This window comes from Antribacter sp. NEAU-D49 (assembly GCF_057158775.1).
On the sequence record NZ_JBXTSN010000001.1, the window covers coordinates 317077 to 338306 of the forward strand.

At 72.5% G+C, this 21230-nt stretch carries 21 protein-coding genes; 12 read left to right on the forward strand and 9 right to left on the reverse strand.

Features of this window, described 5'->3' with window-relative positions:
* Positions 1 to 44 precede the first annotated feature (44 nt).
* Positions 45 to 1040: an ArsR/SmtB family transcription factor gene (locus AC060K_RS01440; protein ID WP_483763661.1), complete on the forward strand. Its 996-nt coding sequence runs from the start codon at positions 45 to 47 to the stop codon at positions 1038 to 1040.
* Here the strand turns inward: AC060K_RS01440 and AC060K_RS01445 are convergent.
* Together AC060K_RS01445 and AC060K_RS01450 are read right to left on the reverse strand one after the other, a co-directional pair.
* A complete protein-coding gene (locus tag AC060K_RS01445) occupies positions 1029 to 3812 on the reverse strand; it encodes an AfsR/SARP family transcriptional regulator (protein WP_483763662.1) in 2784 nt (927 codons plus the stop codon). The two genes, AC060K_RS01440 and AC060K_RS01445, sit on opposite strands and share 12 nt — an antisense overlap.
* 162 nt (positions 3813 to 3974) lie before the next feature.
* Entirely contained in the window at positions 3975 to 4838 is an 864-nt protein-coding gene (locus tag AC060K_RS01450; protein ID WP_483763663.1) for an exodeoxyribonuclease III, read from the reverse strand.
* A 114-nt stretch (positions 4839 to 4952) separates the two neighbouring features.
* Between AC060K_RS01450 and AC060K_RS01455 the strand changes: the two genes are divergently transcribed.
* Complete coding sequence (locus AC060K_RS01455) at positions 4953 to 5567, forward strand: alpha/beta fold hydrolase (RefSeq protein ID WP_483763664.1); 615 nt, start codon at positions 4953 to 4955, stop codon at positions 5565 to 5567.
* A 4-nt stretch (positions 5568 to 5571) separates the two neighbouring features.
* Here the strand turns inward: AC060K_RS01455 and AC060K_RS01460 are convergent, their stop codons facing one another.
* Complete coding sequence (locus tag AC060K_RS01460) at positions 5572 to 6546, reverse strand: helix-turn-helix domain-containing protein (protein ID WP_483763665.1); 975 nt, start codon at positions 6544 to 6546, stop codon at positions 5572 to 5574.
* 71 nt (positions 6547 to 6617) lie between these two features.
* Between AC060K_RS01460 and AC060K_RS01465 the strand changes: the two genes are divergently transcribed.
* Both AC060K_RS01465 and AC060K_RS01470 read left to right on the forward strand, forming a co-directional pair.
* A complete protein-coding gene (locus AC060K_RS01465; RefSeq protein ID WP_483763666.1) occupies positions 6618 to 7049 on the forward strand; it encodes a rhodanese-like domain-containing protein in 432 nt (143 codons plus the stop codon).
* A gap of 72 nt (positions 7050 to 7121) precedes the next feature.
* Positions 7122 to 7898, forward strand: coding sequence for an SDR family NAD(P)-dependent oxidoreductase (locus AC060K_RS01470; RefSeq protein ID WP_483763667.1), 777 nt, complete (start codon positions 7122 to 7124; stop codon positions 7896 to 7898).
* Between the two features lie 19 nt (positions 7899 to 7917).
* Here AC060K_RS01470 and AC060K_RS01475 read toward each other — a convergent pair whose 3' ends face one another.
* On the reverse strand, positions 7918 to 8457 hold the full coding sequence (locus tag AC060K_RS01475) for a TetR/AcrR family transcriptional regulator (protein WP_483763668.1): 540 nt from the start codon (positions 8455 to 8457) through the stop codon (positions 7918 to 7920).
* Between the two features lie 62 nt (positions 8458 to 8519).
* Between AC060K_RS01475 and AC060K_RS01480 the strand changes: the two genes are divergently transcribed.
* A complete protein-coding gene (locus AC060K_RS01480; RefSeq protein WP_483763669.1) occupies positions 8520 to 9641 on the forward strand; it encodes an FAD-dependent monooxygenase in 1122 nt (373 codons plus the stop codon).
* Here the strand turns inward: AC060K_RS01480 and AC060K_RS01485 are convergent.
* Positions 9619 to 10659 carry a magnesium and cobalt transport protein CorA gene (locus tag AC060K_RS01485; RefSeq protein WP_483763670.1) on the reverse strand — a complete coding sequence of 347 codons (1041 nt, stop codon included), beginning with the start codon at positions 10657 to 10659 and terminating at the stop codon, positions 9619 to 9621. The two genes, AC060K_RS01480 and AC060K_RS01485, sit on opposite strands and share 23 nt — an antisense overlap.
* Before the next feature lie 38 nt (positions 10660 to 10697).
* On the opposite strand from AC060K_RS01485, the gene pyrE reads away from it, so the two are divergent.
* Positions 10698 to 11276 (forward strand): orotate phosphoribosyltransferase, encoded by a 579-nt coding sequence (pyrE, locus tag AC060K_RS01490; RefSeq protein WP_483763671.1) that lies wholly within the window; start codon positions 10698 to 10700, stop codon positions 11274 to 11276.
* A gap of 98 nt (positions 11277 to 11374) precedes the next feature.
* Complete coding sequence (locus AC060K_RS01495; protein ID WP_483763672.1) at positions 11375 to 12100, forward strand: type III secretion system chaperone family protein; 726 nt, start codon at positions 11375 to 11377, stop codon at positions 12098 to 12100.
* A 52-nt stretch (positions 12101 to 12152) separates the two neighbouring features.
* Here the strand turns inward: AC060K_RS01495 and AC060K_RS01500 are convergent, their stop codons facing one another.
* Positions 12153 to 12893: an HAD-IIA family hydrolase gene (locus tag AC060K_RS01500; RefSeq protein ID WP_483763726.1), complete on the reverse strand. Its 741-nt coding sequence runs from the start codon at positions 12891 to 12893 to the stop codon at positions 12153 to 12155.
* A gap of 193 nt (positions 12894 to 13086) precedes the next feature.
* Complete coding sequence (locus AC060K_RS01505; protein WP_483763727.1) at positions 13087 to 13773, reverse strand: VTT domain-containing protein; 687 nt, start codon at positions 13771 to 13773, stop codon at positions 13087 to 13089.
* 93 nt (positions 13774 to 13866) lie between these two features.
* On the opposite strand from AC060K_RS01505, the gene AC060K_RS01510 reads away from it, so the two are divergent.
* Positions 13867 to 14520: a TrmH family RNA methyltransferase gene (locus AC060K_RS01510; RefSeq protein WP_483763673.1), complete on the forward strand. Its 654-nt coding sequence runs from the start codon at positions 13867 to 13869 to the stop codon at positions 14518 to 14520.
* Positions 14521 to 14661: 141 nt separating this feature from the next.
* Positions 14662 to 15684 (forward strand): class II fructose-bisphosphate aldolase, encoded by a 1023-nt coding sequence (gene fbaA / locus AC060K_RS01515; protein ID WP_483763674.1) that lies wholly within the window; start codon positions 14662 to 14664, stop codon positions 15682 to 15684.
* Between the two features lie 71 nt (positions 15685 to 15755).
* Here fbaA and AC060K_RS01520 read toward each other — a convergent pair whose 3' ends face one another.
* The gene (locus AC060K_RS01520; RefSeq protein WP_483763675.1) at positions 15756 to 16250 is read right to left on the reverse strand and encodes an STAS domain-containing protein; all 495 of its coding nucleotides are present in this window, start codon (positions 16248 to 16250) and stop codon (positions 15756 to 15758) included.
* Between the two features lie 144 nt (positions 16251 to 16394).
* On the opposite strand from AC060K_RS01520, the gene AC060K_RS01525 reads away from it, so the two are divergent.
* Entirely contained in the window at positions 16395 to 18704 is a 2310-nt protein-coding gene (locus AC060K_RS01525) for an ATP-binding SpoIIE family protein phosphatase (protein WP_483763676.1), read from the forward strand.
* Positions 18705 to 18764: 60 nt separating this feature from the next.
* Here the strand turns inward: AC060K_RS01525 and AC060K_RS01530 are convergent, their stop codons facing one another.
* Positions 18765 to 19172 carry an STAS domain-containing protein gene (locus AC060K_RS01530; protein WP_483763677.1) on the reverse strand — a complete coding sequence of 136 codons (408 nt, stop codon included), beginning with the start codon at positions 19170 to 19172 and terminating at the stop codon, positions 18765 to 18767.
* A 165-nt stretch (positions 19173 to 19337) separates the two neighbouring features.
* On the opposite strand from AC060K_RS01530, the gene AC060K_RS01535 reads away from it, so the two are divergent.
* Positions 19338 to 19814, forward strand: a complete 477-nt coding sequence (locus tag AC060K_RS01535; protein WP_483763678.1) for a DUF3151 domain-containing protein — start codon at positions 19338 to 19340, stop codon at positions 19812 to 19814.
* A gap of 117 nt (positions 19815 to 19931) precedes the next feature.
* Positions 19932 to 21224 (forward strand): adenylosuccinate synthase, encoded by a 1293-nt coding sequence (locus AC060K_RS01540; RefSeq protein ID WP_483763679.1) that lies wholly within the window; start codon positions 19932 to 19934, stop codon positions 21222 to 21224.
* Positions 21225 to 21230: the final 6 nt, after the last annotated feature.

The window sequence follows — 21230 nt, forward strand, 5'->3', positions numbered from 1 at the left end:
GTCGGCCGACGCCGGCGCGTGACTGGCTCGTGAACGGGGACCATATGCTCCGGATCCACCTCGCTCCTGCGGACCTTGCTCGCGTCCGGGTCGCCTCCGGCCCCGACCGGATGTGGGAGACGCTGCTTGCCGCCCACCTCGTGAACCGGCCGGCGGGCGAGGTCGTCTTCGGGCGCTGGCGGTCGGCAGCCGTCGCAGGGCTGACGCCGCGCTCGGTGGCGTTCCTGAGGCTCGCTGCGCCGCGCGGATACTCACCGGACTTCCTGACTCCCGGCGCGGGGCGGGACGACTTCGGGGACGGCGTCGAGGCGGTGCTGAGCACCCCCCGTCCGCGCCTCCGCCGCGAGATGGAGCTGGTGGACCCCGGCCGGGCCGGGACGCGGTGGGTGCACGAGCTCGCGGCGGGCTCGGTGACGGCTCTGCAGGGGCTGGGCGGAGCACTCCGCGACTTCCACGAGAGCGCCGTCCGGCCGTTCTGGGGTGCCGTCTCCCGGCAGGTGGAGTCGGAGCGCTCCGACCGGATGCGTTCCCTGCTCACCGGTGGCACCGAGCGGCTGCTCAGCTCCCTCCACCCGTCGGTGCGCTGGGACGGTGACGTGCTCAGCGTGGACACGGCGGCCGACCGGGACGTGCATCTCGACGGCCGGGGGCTGACGCTCGTCCCGTCGTTCTTCTGCTGGCGGGCTCCCATCACGCTGCTGGACCCGCGGCTGGACCCGGTGCTCGTCTATCCGATCGAGCACGAGCTCGGCTGGGCCGAGCCGGTACCGCCGACGGCGTCGTCCCGCGCGCTCGTCGCCCTCCTCGGCCGGACGCGAGCGGCCACTCTGCAGGCGCTCGAGGTGTCCGCGGCGACCGGCGAGCTCGCCCGCCGCCTGCACGTCTCTCCCGCGACCGCCTCGGAGCATGCGACAGTGCTCCGTGAGGCCGGCCTGGTCACCACGCGCCGGGAGGGGAGCCGGGTGCTGCACTCGCTGACCCCGCTCGGCCGCCGCCTGCTCGAGGGCGAGGGCAGGGTGCGGCGCCGTTCACCGGCCTGAGCGGTCGATCCTCCGCGTGCCGTGCACCGCCTTCCGGTACAGCCGGTACTTCGCGTCGACGCCGACCTCCTCCGCCAGTGCCACCGCGCGTCGCCAGGCGGTCAGCGCCCCGGCCGCGTCGCCGGCCTCGGCGAGCAGGTCGCCGAGCTCCTCGAGCGTCATCGTCAGGTTCGGCAGGTCCTGGATCTCCTCGAAGAGCCGCACGGACCTGCGGCAGCACTCCACGGCACGCTCCGTGCGGCCCTGACCGCGGTAGATGTACGCCAGGCTGTCCCAGGTGGTGGCCTGGGCCTGGACGTCGCCGATCTGCTGCGTCAGCTCGAGGGCTCGCTCGCAACGTGCCAGGGCCTCGTCGAAGCGGCCTACGTGCGCCAGCCCCCAGCCGGCGCCGTTGAGGGCGAGCGAGAGCCCGGCGCGGTCGCTCCCCCGCTCGAAGTGCTCGACCGCTTCGAGGAAGTGGGGAAGGCTGTCGTCGCCACGGCCCTGGTCGGCCAGGTGGACGCCCCGGCTGTTCGCGGTATACCCGAGTCCGTGCGCGTCGCCGATCTCGGTGCACGTGCGGTGCGAGTCGTCGAGATGGGTCGCGGCCTCCTCGAACCGGCCGAGCCGGCGCAGGGTCCTGGCGAGGGACCTGTGCGCCCAGGCCGCAGCGGCAAGGTCGCCGGTCGCCTGTGCCGAGTCGAGCGCGAGGCGCTGGAGCGAGTAGAGGTCGGTCCAGCGGCCGAGCCGGCCCATCGCGATCTGCGTCGACCACACGAGCTGCCAGACGTGCCGGTCGAAGCCCTCGCGCGCGGCAAGGCCGACGCAGGCCCTGATGTTCTCGATCTCGGTCTCGAACCAGGCGAAGGGGTCTGCTGTCGCGAGGTCGGGGACGGGGCCGGACCTCGGTGAGGGGACGACGAGGTCACGGTGCGGCTCGAGGACGAGGGAGGCGGCGTGCGCCGTCGCGAGGTAGTGGTCCATGAGCCGCGCGCAGGCGGCGACCGACCCCGCGGGGTCCCGCCGGGCCAGGTCGCCCGCGTACTGCCGGACGAGGTCGTGCATCGCGAACCGTCCCGGGGAGACCTCGTCGAGGAGGTGGGCACGCCGGAGCACCTCCATCGCGCGGGAGGCCGTGGCGAGAGGTGCTCCGGCGATCTCGGCCGCGGCGGCCAGCCCGACGTCCGGGCCGGGGTGGAGACCGAGCAGCCGGAAGGTCCGGGCTGCGTCCTCAGGCAGGGAGAGGTAGGACCAGGAGAACACCGATCGCATGTCCACGGCGGTGTCCACGGCCGACAGCAGGTCCAGGGGCCCCGCGTCGGAGGCGAGCGCCTCCTGGATCGTCGACAGCCGGGTCCGCGGGCTCTCGGCGAGCCGTGCGGCGACGATGACGAGGGCCAGCGGCAGCCCGGCGCAGGCCGAGACGATCGACTGTGCGGCTGCGGGCTCGGCGGCGAGCCGGTCCTCTCCCAGACGTGCTGTCAGCAAGGTCGCCGACTCGTCCGGGGTCAGCGAGGTGAGCGACAGCGGGTCGGCGTCCGCCGCCGTGACGAGTCCGGTGAGCCGGACCCTGCTGGTGACGAGGACGGAGCAGGCGGGCTCGCCAGGCAGCAGCGGCAGCACCTGGGCCGCGTCGAGGGCGTTGTCCAGGACCACGAGCACCCGACGGCCGGCCACGACGCTGCGGAAGAGCGCCGTCTGGGACTCGAGGTCCGCGGGGACCCGGCGCTGTGGCACGCCGAGCGCGTCGAGGAAGCCGCGCAGCACGGTGCCCGGGTCGAGGGGTGCGCACGAGGGGCCGAACCCGCCGAGGTTGGCGTACAGCTGGCCGTCGGGGAACCGGGGCGCGGACCGCTGGGCCCAGTGCACCGCGAGGGCCGTCTTGCCGACGCCGGGAGGGCCCGTGACCACGACGACGGAGGCCGCGTCGGTCAGCAGCAACCGGTCGAGCTCCTCGAGCTCCCGGATCCGGCCGGCCAGCGTGCGTACGGGCGGCGGGAGCTGCCGGGGCACGGCGACCGTGCCGCCGTCGTCGCCCGCGCCGTCGTCCCCGGCGAGGATGCGCGCATGGACGGCCTGCGCCTGCGGTCCCGGCTCGACGCCCAGGGTGTCCACGAGACCCCGGTAGAGAGTCTGATAGGTCTCCAGCGCCTCGCCGCGCCGGCCCGACCGGTCGAGCGAGATCATCAGCTGGCCCCAGAACCGCTCCCGGAGCGGGTGGGCGGCGGTGAGCTCGCGGAGCTCCGCCACGAGGGAGGTGACGTCGGTGCTCTCCAGGTCGAGGTCGATGCGGCGCTCGAGGGCCGTCAGCCGCGCCTCGACGAGCCGCGGGCCCGCGACCTGGTGCAGCCAGGTCGAGCCGACGTCGGTGAACGGATCGCCCTTCCAGAGCGCAAGAGCCTGTCCCAGCCGGGCGCGCTCCACCGTCGCGTCGGTGGACGACGACGCAGCGTCGACCTGGGCGAGGAACGCGAGGGCGTCGACCTGGTCGCGAGGCATCACGAGCCGGTAGCCGGACGGCGTGGTCTCGATCGTGCTGCTGCCGACCTGCGCACGGAGACGGGTGATGCAGATCTGCAGGGCTCGCCGGACGTCTGCCGGCCAGGCCTCTCCCCAGACGGTGTCCACGAGCCGCTCGGTCGACACGGGTTCGCCGGCGCTCAGGGCGAGGACGGCCAGCACCGAGCGCAGGCGGCCGGAGAGCCGGACGGGACGCCCGTCGACGGTCGCGGCGAACTGTCCCAGCAGCCTGACCGAGAGCTCTTTGCGCGGCGGCACACCACGTGCAGGCATCCTTCTCCAACGAAAGTATGGGTTGCGTAAAGAACCATCCTGCCTGACGTGTGCCCGGCTGCCCAGGAAGGTTGCCCCGGGCAGGGCGATCCGCCCTCCGCCGAAGGGTGCGGTCGGGACGCTCAGGGTGATCGCCGGCCTGGCCGAGGCCGGCGGCTGACGTCAGTCCGCCAGGTCCACGATCACGGGGACGTGGTCGCTGGCGCCCTTGCCCTTGCGTTCCTCGCGGTCGATCGTGACGCCGGACGTGCGTGCGCGGAGTGCCGGGGTCACGTACGCGAAGTCGATCCGGAGACCCCTGTTCTTGGGGAAGGCGAGCTGCTGGTAGTCCCAGTAGGTATACGTGTGCTCGGCGGGCACGAACTCCCGCGAGACCTCGGTGTACCCCGCCGCGCCGAACGCCGCGAAGGCGTCGCGCTCGGCGGGCGTCACGTGGGTGTGCCCGGCGAACTTGGTCACGTCCCACACGTCGGTGTCCAGCGGGATGACGTTCCAGTCGCCCAGCAGGGCGACCTGGGCCCCCGGCTCCGCCCAGCCCTGGGCGGCGGAGCGGAGCGCCTCGAGCCAGGCCAGCTTGTACGTGTAGTGCGGATCTCCCACGGCGCGGCCGTGCGGTACGTAGAGGCTCCAGACGCGCACCCCGCCGCAGGTCGCGCCGAGGGCGCGCGCCTCCACGGGCGGCGGCACGTCCAGCAGGGTGCCCGACGCCGGGCTCTCGCCTCCCGGTACCGCGTCGCCCCCGGCGTCGGTCACCACGGACTCCTTCGCGAAGCCGGGCTGGCCGGGAAAGGAGGTGGCGACGTCGTCGAGCCCCACGCGCGAGGCGATCGCGACGCCGTTCCACTGGCTGAAGCCGGTGTGTGCCACCTTGTACCCGGCCGCCTCGAAGGCGGCGTGAGGGAACTGGTCGTCGCGGCACTTGGTCTCCTGCAGAGCCAGGACGTCCGTGCCGGACCGCTCGAGGAAGGCGACGACGCGGTCGACGCGCGTACGGATGCTGTTCACGTTCCAGGTGGCGATGCGCACGCAGATCACCCTACGGCGCTGACGGGGAGCTGCCGGATCGCAACGATGGCATGCGGTGGGTGGAGGCCCCGGCCGGTGGCACCCGTGGGCCTTGCGAGCCGATAGGTTTCCCTCGTGCCCGCCGCCCAGCCCCCGCTCCGCGTCGTCTTCGTGCCGGGTCTGGGTGACCGGATGGGATGGCTCGTGCATCTTCAGCGCGAGGCGGTGCGGGCCTGGCGCCCGCTCGGCGTCCGCACGGCGATGTTCCGGGTGCGCTGGTCCGCCGACGTGTCGTTCGAGCACCGGCTCGACGCGCTCGACCGGTTCGTCGACCAGTTCGAGGCGCGCGGTGAGCGGGTGGCGCTCGTGGGCGCGTCGGCCGGCGCCGGTGCGGTGCTCGCGGAGTTCGTGCGCCGGCCCCACCTCCCGGCGGTGGTCATCATCGCGGGGAAGTTTCAGGACCCGGAGGACATCGCCGACCCGGTGCTCGACCACTTCGGCGTGTTCCACGAGTCGCTCCAGACGGTGCCGGGCCTCCTGGCGTCCCTCAGCCCCGCGCAGCGCTCCCGCGTGCTGGCGTTGAGGTCGGCGCGGGACGGGGTGGTCGACGACGAGGACACGGCGCTCGAGGGAGCCGTCAACGAGACCATGCGCATCGTGGGACACGTCACGGCGATCGGCTTTGCCTTGACGTTCCGGTCCCGGCGCATCGTGCGCTTCGTGCGCGAGCAGGCCGCGACGGCCGGCTGAGCCGTCAGACGCGAAAGGTCCGCCGGTAGGCCGCGGGGCTCGTGCGCATCGTGCGGACGAAGTGGTGCCGGAACGTCACGGGGCTGTCGAAGCCCACGCGGCCGGCCACCCACGAGACCGGTTCGCCCGCCTCCAGCAGGGGCAGGCTCGCCGCCACCCGCTGGGTGATCACCCACCGCATGGGCGAGGTGCCGGTGCGGCGGGCGAAGTGACGCACGAAGGTGCGTGGCGCCATGTGGGCCCGCCGCGCCAGGTCGCTGACGGTGAGCGGCTCGGTCAGGTGGTCGAGGGCCCACCGGATCGCCTCGCCGACGCCGTCGGGGGCCCCGGGGTCGACCACGGGCGCCTCGACGAACTGTGCCTGGCCACCCTCGCGGTGGGGTGGCACGACGAGGCGCCGGGCGACCGTGTTGGCCACCGCCGGGCCGTGGTCGAGGCGGACCAGGTGCAGGCACAGGTCGATCCCGGCGGCGCTGCCCGCGCTGGTCAGCACGTCGCCGTGGTCGACGTACAGCACGTCCGGGCGCACTACCACCTCCGGGTAGCGCTCGGCGAGGAGGGCGGCATAACGCCAGTGGGTCGTGGCCTCGCGCCCGTCGAGCAGACCGGCCGCCGCGAGCGCGAACGCGCCCGAGCAGATCGACACGATCCGGGCCCCCCGGGCGTGCGCTGCGCGCACGGACTCGACCACCTCGGGGAGGGCGCCGGACGCCGGGTCGGGCACCGCCGGCACCACCACCGTGTCCGCGGTGGCGAGCGCGTCGAGGCCGCGGTCGGCGGTGAGCGAGAACCCGCCGACCATGCGGAGGGGCTCACCCGGGCGCACGGTGCACACGTCGAGCGTGTACCAGGGGCCGGTGATCTCGGGTCGGGGCAGCCCGAACACCTCCACGACGGACGCCAGCTCGAACGGGGCCATCCCGTCCGTGACGAGGGCCGCGACCCGGTGGGGGCGCGAGGCCGGCGGGTTCGGGACCATGGCGGGATGTTATCGATCCGGGGCATTCCAGCCACTCCCGCAGGCAGGGCCGCCCGGCGACGATCATTCCTATGACGACCGAGACGACCATCGACCACGCCGCCCTCGAGCACTTCTCCCGCCGCCTGGCCGTGGAGACGGACCCCTCCGACGTGCACGCCGCCCTCGTCCGCGGCGACGCCCTGACCGTGGTGGACTCGCGCTCCCAGGAGGCGTGGGACGCGGGCCACGTCCCCGGAGCGGTGCACCTGCCCACAGGCAAGATCCGCCTCCGCGCGGCAGGGCTGCTGGATCCCGCCGTCCCCGTGGTCGTGTACTGCTGGGGGCCCGGGTGCAACGGGGCCACGCGGGCGGCGCTGGAGCTGGTGCGGCTCGGCTACCGGGTGAAGGAGATGATCGGCGGCTTCGAGTACTGGGCCCGGGAGGGGCTGGCCTACGAGACCGCCGACGGGCCCGCCCGGCGCGAGGCGGACCTGCTGACCGCCCCGCCGCACCGCGACTGACCGCGATCCGACCGGGCGTGGTGCCGGTGCGGGGGGTGACGTCCCGCGTGGGGCAGGATCTAGGCTGCCCTCATGGGCACTGCACTCATCACCGGCGCCACGGCCGGGCTCGGTCTCGAGTTCGCGTGGCAGCTGGCCACGGCCCGGCACCACCTGGTCCTCGTCGCGCGCGACGAGGAACGCCTCGAGGAGGTCGCCCAGCAGCTCCGGGCGGCCGCGGGCGTCGACGTGGAGGTCCTCCGGGCCGACCTGTCGGTGCCCGACGACGTCGCCCGTGTCGCCCGTCGCCTCGCCGTCGTCGGCGGCCGGCCTCAGGACAACGGGCTGCGCCCCGTGGGCCTGCTGGTCAACAACGCGGGCTTCGCCACGAGCGCCTCCTTCGTCGAGGGACGTCTCAGCACCGAGCTGCGCGGCGTGGACGTCATGGTCCGTGCGGTGGTCGAGCTGTCCCACGCGGCGCTGGGGCAGATGACCCAGCGGGGCCGCGGCGCGATCCTCAACGTCGCGTCGGTCGCGGCGCTCACCGCGGGCGGAACCTACGCCGCGGCGAAGGCCTACGTGCGGTCCTTCACGGAAGGGCTCGCGGTCGAGCTGCGCGGTACGGGGGTCACCGCGACGGTGCTGTGCCCGGGGTTCGTGCACACGGAGTTCCACGCCCGCGCGGGGATCCCGGAGTCGTCCATCCCGTCGTGGGGCTGGCTCAACGCCACCGACGTCGTGGCGGCTGCCCTCACCGACGTGCGTCGCGGCGTCGTCATCTCCACGCCGTCCGTCCGCTACAAGGCGGCTTCGGCGGCGCTCCGCGTGCTGCCCCGCTGGGCGGTCCGCACCCTCGGCAAGGTCCGCTGAGCGGCCGAGGGATCGGCCGTCAGGCCAGGAGCGCCTCGAGGGCGGCGGCGATCTTGCCCCCGTCCAGGGGTTCGTGCTGCCGCGCCGTGAGGGCGTGCAGCAGCACCCCGTCGCAGTAGTCGGCGCCGCGGCGGGCGAGCGCCGCGACGTCGCCGTCGTGCCCGAGGCCGCGGAGCAGGGTCTCGCCCAGCGTGACGAACCGGGCGTGCCCGGCCGCGACGGCGTCCGGCCGCTCGAGCGCGAGCACGAAGCGCGCCCGGGTCAGGGTGCGGAGGGGCCCCGCCTGGGCGAGCACGGTGCCCGCGATCAGCCGGGCCAGCTCTCCGGTGGTCCGTGGCGTCTCGCCGAGCGAGGCGTTGCCCCAGGCCTCCAGGTCGCGCTGCTCGATCCGCTCCAGGAGGGCGTCGACCAGCGCGGCCCGCGTGCGCCAGTAGTTGGAAGCGGTCCCGAGCGGCACCCCGGCAGCGCGGTCGACGGCACGGTGGGTGAGCGCCCTCAGGCCTTCCTCGGCGACCACCACGATGCCGGCGTCTGCGAGGTCGGGGCGGCGGTCGGGCATGGGCCTATCGTAACCACTACTCCTGTAGTGACATCTCACTACAGACGTAGTACCGTCGCTGCATGCAGCCCGTCACGATCGTCGGCGGCGGTATCGCCGGCCTGGCCCTCGCCGCCGCCCTCGACCCCGAGCGTTTCGACGTCACGCTCCACGAGCAGCGCGCCGAGCACGCGGCCGTCACCACCAGCCTCGCCATGTGGCCGGAGGCGCAGGCGGCGCTGGACGCCGTCGGCGCGCTCGACGCCCTCCGTGACAACCCGCGCAGCGACCAGTTCCCGCTTCGGTCCGCCACGGGCGCCCTGTGGATGGAGACCCCGGTGCCCGGCAACCTCCTCGTCGGGCGCCGCGACCTGCTGGAGGCTCTCGACGCCGTGGTACCCGACGATGTGCGCCGCGTCGTCGGCCGGGTCGACGCGGTGCCCGACGTCGCGCCAGGCACCCTCGTGGTCGGCGCCGACGGCGTGCACAGCGTCGTCCGGGCCGCCGTCGACCCCACGCGGGCCGCCGCGCGGCTCACGCCCTACCTCGCGGTCCGCGGTGTCGTCCCCGACCGCCTGCCGGCGGACCAGCACGGCGAGCACTGGGGGCGAGGCACCCTCTTCGGGGCCGGGCCGCACCGGGAGGGGACCAACTGGTACACCGCCTTCCGCAGCGAGCTCGGCCCTCGGCGGGTCGACGTCGCCCAGGCCCTCGAGCTGGCGCGCGCCCGGCACCGGGCGAGCACCGCACCCGCCGTCGTCCGCGTGCTCGCGGCGGCAGACCCCTCCACCACCCTGGCGCAGCGCGTCTGGACCACCCCGCCGCTGCGGAGCCTGGTCCGTGACCGCACGGTGCTCGTCGGAGACGCCGCCCACGCCATGGCGCCCAACCTCGGCCGGGGCGCGTGCGAGTCGCTCGTCGACGCTGTGATGCTGGGCCGGTTCCTCGGCGAGCTTCCGGTGGACGAGGCGCTCGCCGCCTACGACCGTGAGCGCCGGCGCCGCACCCAGCGGCTGCAGCAGGGCTCGGAGCTCATGATGCGCCTCGCGCTCGCCGGGCCGTCGCAGCCGGTCCGGGACGCGGTGCTGGCCGGGGCGGGCCGGATGCTGGCCGCCCGGCGGGCGTTCGCGGCGCGGCGCGCATCGGCCGCCCGGCGGGCGGCGGCCATCGAGGAGACCGTCGTCAGAGCCAGCCCACGCGCTTGAAGATCGCCCAGAACACGCCGCCCGCGGCCACCATGGCGCCGAGGGCGAGCGGGTAGCCGAACGCCCAGTCGAGCTCCGGCATGTGCGTGAAGTTCATGCCGTAGATGGTGCCGACCATCGTGGGCGCGAACAGGATCGCCGCCCAGGCCGAGATCTTCTTGACCTGCTCGTCCTGCTGGAGACCCTGCTCCGACATGCGGCGCATCTCCTCGTTCTGCTCCTGCGTGACCAGCGTGGAGTGCACGTTCAGCGCGTTGGTCAGGAGCGAGCGGAAGGTGTCTGCCGCGTCCTTGTGGCGCAGTGCGTGGTCCAGCACGTTGCGGAGGTTCCGCTGGAGCTCCAGGTACCGGGCGTCGTGCCGCGGGTCGTCGCCGTCGGCGGCGTCGTGCAGCATGCTCAGGATCTCGACGACGGGGTGGGTCGCGCGCTGCAGCGCCAGCACCTCGCGCGACGTCTCGTAGATGCGGAGCGACACTTCCGGGTCGCGCGAGAAGAGCTTGTCCTCGATCTCGTCGATGTCCGACCGCAGGTCGGCGATGACGGCGCGGTACGTGTTGACCACCTGGTCCAGCAGGGTCGTGAGGATGGCCGCCGGGCCGTGCCGGAGCAGCTCCGGGTCCCCCTCCAGCTGGGTACGCATCGCCGTGAGGTCCGGCGTCTGCGCCCGCCGGATCGTGACGACGAAGTCCGGGCCCACGAACGCGTGCACCTCGCCGAACTCGGCGACCGCGGGGCCGGGCCCCTCGCGGACCAGCCGGGCGGGGTGGAGCACCACGAAGAGCACGTCGTCGTACTGCTCGAGCTTCGAGCGCTGGTGCGCGTTGACGGCGTCCTCCACCGCGAGGCGGTGCAGCGAGAACTCCTGGGCCACGGCATGGATCTCGCCCGGCTCGGGCCAGTACAGGTCCACCCAGGCGAGGCCCCCGCGCTCGCGGGCCGTCTCGCAGGTCTCCTCCAGGCTGACCGGGTTGGCGGTCCGCCGTCCGTCCACGTACACGGCGTTGTCCATGATGGTCACAGGAGAACTGTGGCAGACCGCCGCGTACCCTGGAGGCCGTGACTTCCGACTTCTCCCCGACCCCGCGCGAGCAGCTCCTGGAGCTCATCAAGGAGCTCGCCGTGGTGCGCGGCAGGGTGACCCTGTCCTCCGGCCTGGAGGCCGACTACTACATCGACCTGCGCCGCATCACGCTGCACCACCGGGCGGCGCCGCTCGTGGGGCACGTCCTGCTGGACCACCTCGAGGAGGTGGGCCTCGGCACCGCCGAGGTCGACGCCGTCGGCGGCCTGACGCTCGGGGCGGACCCGATCGCGACGGCGCTGCTGCACGCGGCCGCCTCGCGGGGCCAGGACCTCGACGCGTTCGTCGTCCGCAAGGCAGCCAAGGCGCACGGCATGCAGCGCCAGATCGAGGGGCCCGACGTCGCGGGCCGGCGGGTCGTCGTGGTCGAGGACACGTCCACGACGGGCGGCTCGCCCATCACCGCCGTCGAGGCGGTCCGGGCCGCGGGCGGCGAGGTGGTCGGGGTGGCGACCATCGTCGACCGCGCCACCGGCGCGCAGGAGAAGATCGAGGCGCTCGGCGTCCCGTACCACTTCCTGTTCGGCCTGGACGACCTGGGTCTCGACGGCTAGTGGTCGTGACGGCGTGTCCGCAGCCGCCACACACATCACCCATGTCATATCACAAACGGGTGCAGACTTTGGGTTGACGTGACTGTACCTTTACTGGCATGGAGCCTTTTGTCTTCTTCGTCCTGGTCTTGCTGCTCATCCTGGGCGGCGGGTACCTCGCCGGGCGGCTGCGCGGCAGCCGCCGCGGCCAGGACATCGAGCGCTGGGCCGAGGACAACGGGTGGGAGTACTCCGCCACCGACCCGGCCCTCGTGGGCCGGTGGACGGGCGACCCGTTCGCCCGCGGGATCGGCGGCGCCGTCAGCGACGTGCTCCGCGGCGCCGTCGACGGCTACCCGATGGTGTCGTTCACGTACTCCTGGCGACCCGCCTCGCGCTCCGGCGAGGCGCGGCGCGTCGGCCGGATCGGGCAGGTGCACGTGGTCGCGATCGACGCGATCCCCGGGCAGCCCGTGCTCGAGCTGTCGCCCGAGGGGTTCCGGGACAAGATCTCCAAGATCTTCGGCGGGCAGGACGTCCAGATCGACAACCCCGCGTTCGACGGTCAGTGGCGCGTCCGCGCGTCGGACGAGGTGTTCGCCCGTCGCGCCCTCGACGCCCGTCTCACGAGCCTGGTGATGCTGCCCGACTTCCACGGCGCCCGGCTCCGCGTCGAGGGTCCGTCGGTGCTGCTGTGGAAGTACGGCCGCACCGACCCCACGTCTCTCGCCGAGCGCACCCAGCGGGTCGCCGACGTGGCGCGCATCGTGCTGCCGCTCGAGAAGGGCGCACCGCGGTTCGAGAGCGGCGGCAGCATCCCGGGCTTCGGCATCCCGACGATCTGACGAGGACTAGACCATCCACGTGCTGGTCCGAGGCCGGCACTCCGCTCCGGGCTCAGACCAGACCAACGAGGTCCGCGATCGAGTCCACCACGTGGCTCGGACGGAACGGGTACTTCTCGACGTCGCCCGCCTTGGTGGAGCCGGTCAGCACGAGGAACGTCTGCAGCCCGGCCTCGATGCCCGCCACCACGTCGGTGTCCATCCGGTCGCCGATCATGGCGGTGACCTCGGAGTGCGCATCGATGCGGTTGAGCGCCGACCGGAACATCATCGGGTTCGGCTTGCCCACGAAGTACGGCTTGCGGCCCGTGGCCGCCGTGATCATCGCCGCCACGGAGCCGGTGGCCGGCAGCGGACCCTCCTGCGACGGGCCCGTGGTGTCCGGGTTGGTGCAGATGAAGCGGGAGCCGCCCAGGATCAGGCGGATCGCCTTGGTGATCGCCTCGAAGGAGTAGGTACGGGTCTCGCCCAACACCACGTAGTCGGGGTCCGACTCCGTCAGCGTGTAGCCCGCCTCGTACAGCGCCGTGGTGAGTCCGGCCTCGCCGATGGCGTAGGCGCTGCCGCCGGGGATCTGGTCCTTGAGGAACTGCGCGGTGGCGAGCGCCGACGTCCAGATCGACTCCTCCGGCACGTCGATCCCGCTCGTCGCGAGCCGGGCGCGCAGGTCGCGCGCGGTGAAGATCGAGTTGTTCGTGAGGATCAGGAACGGCCGGTCCTTCTCGCGCAGCGCCTTGACGAACTCCGGCGCACCCGGGAGGGCTGTGCCCTCGTGGACCAGGACGCCGTCCATGTCGGTGAGCCAGGACTCGATGACACGCTCGGGCACGGTGACGCCTCTCTCGCTGCGGCAGGGCAGTGCGGTCGCCCTGCGCCTCAGCCTAGTGTCCGACGCCGGGCGCTCGCCCGGCGCGGTCGTCTCACCCTCCGTACGGCTCGCCCGACCGGCGGCTCGCCGGTCAGCGGCCCGCCAGGTCAGCGCCCAGTCAGCGGCTGTGGCGCGGCGGCCCTGTGACGACCTGCGGCTCGCCGTCGGCCACCTCGGGCGCCGGGTTGGCCTTGGCCTCCCGGCGTGCGCGCCAGATCTCGATCGCCATCGGGATGACGGACGCGACGACGATGAGGAGGAGGAGCGCCTCGATGTTCTCCTTGACGAACGGGATGTTGCCGAGCGCGTAGCCCAGCAGCGTCACGCCCACGGCCCAGAGCAGCGCACCCACGGCGTTGTAGGTGACGAAGTGCTTGTAGCCCATCTGGCCCACGCCGGCGGCGACCGGGGCGTAGGTGCGCACGATCGGCACGAAGCGCGCCACGATGATCGTCCGGCCGCCGTACTTGTCGAAGTAGGCGTTGGTCTGGTCGATGTAGGCCCGCTTGAAGAAGCGCGAGTCGGGCTTGTCGAAGATCTTGGGGCCGACCGTGCGCCCGATCAGGTAGCCCGTCTGGTCGCCGAGGAACGCGGCGGCGAACAGCATGGCGCACAGCACCCAGATGTTGATGTCGAGGGTGCCCTGCGTCACGAGCGCACCCGCGGTGAAGAGCAGCGAGTCACCCGGCAGGATCGGGAAGAGGAGGCCCGTCTCGACGAAGATGACGACGGCGATCCCGATCAGCGCCAGGTCGCCGAACCGGTCGATGAGGAGCTGGGGGTCCATCCAATCCGGTCCTAGCATCGGCACGGGGCCGGCAAGGGCGGGCAGTAGCGCGACGGCGTCGAGGATCGGCACGGGGTCAGCCTAGCGGCGCGCACGGGCGAGGATGAGCAGGTGGACGAGCAGATCGGTGATCAGGACGTGCAGGTCGGCGTCGGACCCTGGGAAGGCCCCTGGCCGGACGACCCGCGGTACGACCCGGAGCTCCTCGAGCACGGCGACCGGCGCAACGTCGCCGACCACTTCCGGTACTGGACCGTCGAGGCGATCGTGGCCGACCTGGACACCCGCCGGCACCCGGTGCACGTGGCGATCGAGAACTGGGCCCACGACCTGAACATCGGGTCGGTGGTGCGCACGGCCAACGCGTTCAACGTCGCCGGCGTGCACGTGGTGGGCCGCCGCCGCTGGAACCGGCGGGGCGCGATGGTGACCGACCGCTACCTGCACGTGCACCACCACGCCACTGCCGCCGACCTCGCGGCGTGGGCGGCGACGGCCGGGCCGGTCAGCCCGGCCTGCCCGGACGGCGGGCGGCTGCCCGTGGTCGGCATCGACAACGTGCCCGGCTCCGTGCCGATCGAGGGGTACCGGCTCCCGGAGCGGTGCGTCCTGCTCTTCGGTCAGGAGTCGACGGGGCTCACGCCGCAGGCCCAGGCGGCGTGCGACGTCGTGCTGCACATCACGCAGCACGGGTCGACCCGCTCGATCAACGCGGGCGCGGCCGCGGCGATCGCGATGCACACGTGGGCGACGCAGCACGCATAACCCTCCGGAACCACCCGTCCGCGCCTCGATCCGTCGCAACGAGCGCCTCAAGGACGTGGCAAGATCGAGGTGCATACCCGGGCGGACCCGGACCTCGAGAGAACGGCCGCCCACCGTCACCTTTCATTTGGAGTTCCGCAGATGCCCATCGCAACCCCTGAGGTCTACGCCGAGATGATCGACCGGGCGAAGGCCGGCAAGTTCGCCTACCCGGCGGTGAACATCACCTCGTCGCAGACGGTCACCGCCGCCCTCCAGGGCTTCGCAGAGGCGGAGTCGGACGGCATCATCCAGGTCTCCGTGGGCGGCGCCGAGTACGCGTCGGGCTCCACGGTCAAGGACCGTGTCGCGGGCTCCCTCGCCCTCGCCGCCTACGCGACCGAGGTCGCCAAGGGCTACGGCGTGAACATCGCGATCCACACGGACCACTGCACCAAGTCCAACCTGGACTCCTGGGTGCGCCCGCTGCTCGCCCTCGAGGCCGAGCAGGTCAAGGCCGGCAAGAACCCGACGTTCCAGTCGCACATGTTCGACGGCTCCGACATCCCGCTGGACGAGAACCTCGTGATCGCCGCCGAGCTCCTCGAGCTCTCGCAGGCCGCGCGCACCATCCTCGAGATCGAGGTGGGCGTCGTCGGTGGTGAGGAGGACGGCCACACGGCCGAGATCAACGACAAGCTGTACACCACGCCCGAGGACGGCCTGGCCACGATCAAGGCTCTGGGCGCGGGCGAGAAGGGCCGCTACCTGACCGCCCTCACCTTCGGCAACGTGCACGGCGTGTACAAGCCGGGTGCGGTCAAGCTCCGCCCGTCGATCCTCGCCGAGATCCAGAAGATCGTGGGCGACCAGATCGGCAAGGAGAACCCGTTCGACCTCGTGTTCCACGGTGGCTCGGGCTCCACGGCGGAGGAGATCGGCGAGGCCGTCGACAACGGCGTCATCAAGATGAACATCGACACGGACACGCAGTACGCGTTCACGCGTCCCGTCGTGAGCCACATGTTCACCAACTACGACGGCGTGCTGAAGATCGACGGCGAGGTCGGCAACAAGAAGGCCTACGACCCGCGCGCCTGGGGCAAGCTCGCCGAGGCCGGCATGGCGTCGCGCATCGTCGAGGCGTGCCAGCAGCTGCGCTCGGCCGGCAACAAGATGGCCTGACCAGGCCACAGCCTGACGACACGAGGCGCCGAGACCTGACGGTCTCGGCGCCTCGTGTCGTACCAGGGGCCTCAGGCCGTGTCGTCGCCGGGCACCGGCGCCAAGGCGGACGTCGGGGCCGACGTCGGGGCCGACGTCGGGCGCGGGCCGTCCTCGTCGAGGTCGAAGCCAGGATCCTCGTCCACGATCTCGAGGAGGTCACCGATGCGGGTGACCTCGAGCAGGAACCGGACGGTGGGCGGTGCGCGCAGCACACGCACCGGGTGCGGGCTGCGGCTGGCGAGCCGCGCCAGGAAGGCGACTCCCGAGGAGTCCATGAAGGTCACGTGGTGGGCGTCGATCTCCACGGGGAGGCGTGACTCCTCCGCCGCGGCGGTCGCCTCGTGGAGGTCTCCGCCGATGTCGGCGTCGATCTCTCCCGACAGCACGATGCGGGCGCGCGAGCGGCCCACGATGACGTGCACGCTGGCGGGATCGCCGATCTCCGGGTAGCTCTGGTGCGCCGCGACCTCCTGCGGGGCCGCGACCTGCGGTCCGCGTGGTGCGTCGTTCGGTCCGTCCTGCACGGTTCTCCTTCCGAGAGCGCCTGGGCGAGGTCGAGCGGTCCGATGATATTGCGTGCGCGTTCGTGTCTCGGACTGTCCCAATCTACGGTTGAATGACCTGCTGGGATACAGGGCACGCTGAAGACACAGGGGTTGGAGGAAAGTATGACCGATATCAACGGTCTCACGCCCTCCACCCCGCCTGTCCAGAACCTTTCTCCGGATCTGGGTGGCGGGGGCGCCTCGCGGACCCCAGGAACAGGTATCCCGCGCGCCACGCCGCCCTCGGTCGGCGACATCCTGCTCCGCGCCGCGTCCACGCTCGGGATCCCTGTCTTCGTCACGGGCCCCTACGAGGACTCGATGCCCATGCTGTGGGCCAACGCCGCGTTCGAGCACTACTCGGGCATCCGGTTCGCCGACCTGGCGGGCGAGAGCGTGCGCAAGCTGGCCGAGATGCTCGTCGAGCCCGACGACCTGGACCGGCTCACCGAGCTGGTCGCGTCCGGGCAGGAGGCCGCGGCGACGATCCGCAGCCCGCTGCGCGGGGGCCGGTTCGGCTGGGCGCAGCTGACGCTCACCCCGGCACGCGCCGGTCATGACGACAAGGTGACGCACTGGATCGGCTTCAGCGTCGACGTGTCCGACCACATGGAGCAGCACGCCACGCAGCTCGCCTCGCTCGAGCTGGAGCGGCAGCAGCGCGAGGACCTCGACCTCATCGCGCAGACCACGGAGATCCTCACCGACCTCGAGTACCCGTACGCGCTGCGTGACATCGCGGAGCTGCTCGGCACCATGGTGCGCTGGGCCGGCTTCTACGTGAACGACGACGGGCTCATGCACGCCGAGGGCATCGACGTGAGCGCGCCGCCGAGCGGACGCGGGCGCCGGCATGCCCGCTACATCCCGGGGGACGACCCGGCGCAGCAGGCGGACCGCCAGCGCCGTGTCGTGACCGACGCGCTCGGCGACGTGGTGGGCGGCTCGCCCGCCCCGCTCCTCGAGGTGGTCGACTCGGTGCAGGACGTGCTGGACGGGGTCCTCGACGGTCCGGTGACCCTGCACCTCGACATCGCGCACGCTCCCTACTCGGCCTCCGGCTGGCTCCAGCGCGACCTCTCGCGCCGCGTCGCGGAGGAGGCCGGTGAGCTGCCCCGGTCCGTCGTGGTGCACGGGGTGGCCGGGCGCCGGCAGGTGCTCGGCGTGCTGGTCGTCTGGCCGCACGAGCCCACTGCCGAGGACCTGATGTTCGCCGACGGCACGGACGAGCCCGAGGCGGTGCGCTCGGTCGTGGAGGTCGTCGCCCGCCGGGCGGGCTCGGCGATCGACAACGCCCGCATGTACGCGCGCGAGCACCGGCTCGCCGAGACGCTCCAGCGGGCGATGCTGCCCGAGCAGGCGGACGTGGCCGGCCTCGACGTCTGGACGTACTACGCCCCGAACGCCGAGCACGCCCAGGTGGGCGGTGACTGGTACGACGTGCTGCAGATCGCCCCGGAGCTCGTGGGCATCGTCATCGGCGACGTCGTGGGGCACGACGTCGAGGCGGCCGCCACCATGGGCCAGCTGCGTTCCGTGGTGCGCTCCTACGCGTTCGAGCTGTCCCGGCCGGGCGAGGTGCTGCAGCGGGTGGACCAGCTCGTGGCCGGCATGGGCATCCCGCGCTCCGCGAGCATGGTCTACGCCGCCCTGCACCGCGAGGAGGAGGAGGGCCGCTGGACCATCCAGTACTCGCGCGCCGGGCACCTGCCGCCCCTCCTGCTGCGCGACGGCGAGGTGATCCGGCTGGACGACGGCGGGGGCGCGCTCGTCGGCTTCGGCTCGCGCGAGCGCTCGACCGGTGAGCACGGGCTGCAGCCCGGAGACACCCTCCTGTTCTACACGGACGGGCTGATCGAGCGCCGGGACCGGTCGCTGCGGCTCGGGCTCGAGGTCCTGCTCGACACGGCGTCGGCCATCACGGCGCGCGACGCCGCCGGGGTGGGCGAGGAGCTGCTGTCGCGCCTTGCGGACGCGCCCGAGGACGACGTGGCGATCGTCGTGGTCCGGATCCCGGACCCCGTGGGCGACGCCCGGGAGCCTGCCCTGTCTCCGCGGTGGCGCCGGTGGCTGCTGCCGAGCGAGCCGTCGTCGATCGGCCGTGCCCGGCACGCGGTGCTGCGTACCTGCCAGGCCTGGGGCATCGCCGAGTCGGCGTCCGCCGAGCTCGTGGTGTCGGAGCTGGTGGCCAACGGCGTGCTGCACGGCTGGGGACACATCTCGCTGCGGCTCTTCGACACCGGCGACGGCCTGCGCATCGAGGTCGAGGACTCCAACCCGGCGCCCCCCGTGTCCACCGACGGTCACCCGAACCGGCTCGGCGGGTTCGGCATGCAGATCGTCGAGCGGCTGGCCGAGTGGGGCTGGCGCCCGGCCGGCTCCGGCAAGCTCGTCTGGGCCAAGCTGCGGCAGCAGCCTCAGCGCGCCCGCTGAACGGCGCGCGTCACCGTGGGGACGACGGGCGTCCGCACGACGGTGTAAATCGTTTTTCGACTAGCCGGTCGAAGCGCCTCTTCTGTCCTCCTCGTCGTCGTCCGCCGACCCGCGGGCGGAGACCACGTGGAAGCCCGACGCGGGGGTGGCCGGCTCGCACCGGTGGTCCGAGTCGACCCGGAACATCTCCAGCGCGCCGCAGACCTCGAGCACGAAGAGGTCGCGCTCGTCGGCTCCCCGCAGCACCGTGGCGCCGCCCCGCTTGCGGCCGGAGTCGGCGAGCGAGATGAGGAACGCCGCGCCGGTGGAGTCCATGAAGGTGACCCGGCACATGTCGATGACGAGCAGCTGCCGGCGGAGGCCCACGACGCGCGCTGCGATCTCGGGGAACTGGTCGCGCTCGGCGAGATCGAGGTCGCCGGCGATGACGAGCGTCGTCGTCGTGGGAGACGTCGCGATCTCGATCATGAGGCGAGCGTATCGACTGTTGCGCGTTCGCACCGGGCGAGCGGCAAAAATCGCCCGCTCTGGATGAGAAGTGGTGAATTCGTTGCCTCGCACCCGGGGGACTGTTGCCCGTCGCGTTTGCCGGCCCGCTCGGCCGGGTGGGGCGCCGGCTGTCAGAATGCCCGCATGAGCACCCACGAGAACCTCCTGGCCGGATCTGGGGCGGCCCCGGCGCCCACACTGTTGCCCGATGAGTTCCCGCAGGTCAGAGACCGTCTCGCGGCAGGTGAGGACCCTGCGGTCGTCGCCGCCGACCTCCCGGCGGCCTCCCTCGCGTGGGCGGTCCTCGCGGAGCGTGCCCTGGCAGCGGGCAACAGTGCGGGCAACGTCACAGCCGGCACCGGCGTCGGCGCCTACGTCGAGGCCTACGCCTACGCCCGCACCGGCTACCACCGTGGCCTCGACGCCCTCCGTGGAGCCGGCTGGCGCGGTCGCGGCCCCGTGCCGGCGTCCCACGTGCCCAACCAGGGCTTCCTCCGGGCGCTGCTCGCGCTCGCCGAGGCGGCCCGGCTCGTCGGCGAGACGCGGGAGCACGAGCGGTGCACCCAGTTCCTCGTCGACTCGGGCACCTCCGCCGAAGAGGTGGCGGCGCTCCGCGCCTGACCGGCCCTCAGCGAGGCGCGGCACCCACGAGATGTCACCCGGGTAAACTCGGGTCGGCCCGGGACGGCGGACAGACGCCTCCCACAACGGCTCAGCAAACCGAGAAGGTGGGAATCCATGCCAGGCGTGGTGCTCGTCGGTGCCCAGTGGGGCGATGAGGGCAAGGGGAAGGCGACGGACCTGCTCGGCTCCCGGGTCGACTACGTGGTCAAGTTCAACGGCGGCAACAACGCCGGCCACACCGTCGTGATCGGCGACGAGAAGTACGCGCTGCACCTGCTGCCGTCGGGCATCCTGTCGCCGGGCGTGATCCCGGTGATCGGCAACGGCGTCGTCGTCGACCTCGAGGTCCTGTTCCAGGAGCTGGACGCGATCAGCGCCCGCGGCGTCGACACGTCGCGCCTCCTCGTGTCGGGCAGCGCGCACATCATCGCGCCCTACCACCGCACCGTGGACAAGGTGACCGAGCGCTTCCTCGGGAAGCGGCGCATCGGCACCACCGGCCGCGGGATCGGCCCGGCGTACGCCGACAAGATCAACCGCGTCGGCATCCGCATGTGGGACCTGTTCGACGAGAAGATCCTGCGCGCCAAGGTCGAGGGCGCTCTCGACCAGAAGAACCACCTCCTGGTGAAGATCTACAACCGCCGCGCCATCACCGTGGACGAGACCGTCGACGAGCTCCTCAAGTACGCGGACCGCGTGCGCCCCATGGTGGCCGACACGTCCGTCGAGCTGAACAAGGCGCTGGACGCCGACCGCACGGTCCTGTTCGAGGCGGGCCAGGCCACGATGCTCGACATCGACCACGGCACCTACCCGTTCGTCACGTCGTCGAGCGCGACCGCAGGTGGTGCGGTCACGGGCTCCGGCATCGGGCCCACCCGGGTGGACTCGGTGATCGGCGTCATCAAGGCGTACACGACCCGCGTGGGCGAGGGCCCGTTCCCCACGGAGCTCTTCGACGACAAGGGCGAGTTCCTGCGCAAGGCCGGCGGAGAGTACGGCGTCACCACGGGCCGCCCGCGCCGCTGCGGCTGGTACGACGCGGTGATCGCGCGCTACGCCACCCGCATCAACGGCCTCACGGACCTGGTGCTCACCAAGCTCGACATCCTCACCGGCATGGAGAAGGTCCCCGTCTGCGTGGCGTACGACGTGGACGGCGTGCGCCACGACGAGATGCCGACGGACCAGACGGCGTTCCACCATGCCAAGCCGATCTACGAGCAGTTCGACGGCTGGTGGGAAGACATCTCCCACGCCCGCACGTTCGAGGAGCTGCCCGTCAACGCCCAGCGGTACGTGCGTGCCCTCGAGGAGATGTCGGGCACGCGGATCTCGGCGATCGGCGTGGGCCCTGCCCGCGACCAGATCATCCCGATCCACGATCTGATCCACCCCCGCTGAGCCTCC

Bases quoted from the DNA above. Each gene is read 5' to 3' on its own strand.
- AC060K_RS01440 (WP_483763661.1), top strand. From the start codon at position 45: ATGCTCCGGATCCACCTCGCTCCTGCGGACCTTGCTCGCGTCCGGGTC.
- AC060K_RS01445 (WP_483763662.1), bottom strand. From the start codon at position 3,812: ATGCCTGCACGTGGTGTGCCGCCGCGCAAAGAGCTCTCGGTCAGGCTG.
- AC060K_RS01460 (WP_483763665.1), bottom strand. From the start codon at position 6,546: ATGGTCCCGAACCCGCCGGCCTCGCGCCCCCACCGGGTCGCGGCCCTC.
- AC060K_RS01465 (WP_483763666.1), top strand. From the start codon at position 6,618: ATGACGACCGAGACGACCATCGACCACGCCGCCCTCGAGCACTTCTCC.
- AC060K_RS01470 (WP_483763667.1), top strand. From the start codon at position 7,122: ATGGGCACTGCACTCATCACCGGCGCCACGGCCGGGCTCGGTCTCGAG.
- AC060K_RS01475 (WP_483763668.1), bottom strand. From the start codon at position 8,457: ATGCCCGACCGCCGCCCCGACCTCGCAGACGCCGGCATCGTGGTGGTC.
- AC060K_RS01480 (WP_483763669.1), top strand. From the start codon at position 8,520: ATGCAGCCCGTCACGATCGTCGGCGGCGGTATCGCCGGCCTGGCCCTC.
- AC060K_RS01495 (WP_483763672.1), top strand. From the start codon at position 11,375: ATGGAGCCTTTTGTCTTCTTCGTCCTGGTCTTGCTGCTCATCCTGGGC.
- AC060K_RS01500 (WP_483763726.1), bottom strand. From the start codon at position 12,893: ATGGACGGCGTCCTGGTCCACGAGGGCACAGCCCTCCCGGGTGCGCCG.
- AC060K_RS01505 (WP_483763727.1), bottom strand. From the start codon at position 13,773: ATGCTAGGACCGGATTGGATGGACCCCCAGCTCCTCATCGACCGGTTC.
- fbaA (WP_483763674.1), top strand. From the start codon at position 14,662: ATGCCCATCGCAACCCCTGAGGTCTACGCCGAGATGATCGACCGGGCG.
- AC060K_RS01525 (WP_483763676.1), top strand. From the start codon at position 16,395: ATGACCGATATCAACGGTCTCACGCCCTCCACCCCGCCTGTCCAGAAC.
- AC060K_RS01530 (WP_483763677.1), bottom strand. From the start codon at position 19,172: ATGATCGAGATCGCGACGTCTCCCACGACGACGACGCTCGTCATCGCC.
- AC060K_RS01535 (WP_483763678.1), top strand. From the start codon at position 19,338: ATGAGCACCCACGAGAACCTCCTGGCCGGATCTGGGGCGGCCCCGGCG.
- AC060K_RS01540 (WP_483763679.1), top strand. From the start codon at position 19,932: ATGCCAGGCGTGGTGCTCGTCGGTGCCCAGTGGGGCGATGAGGGCAAG.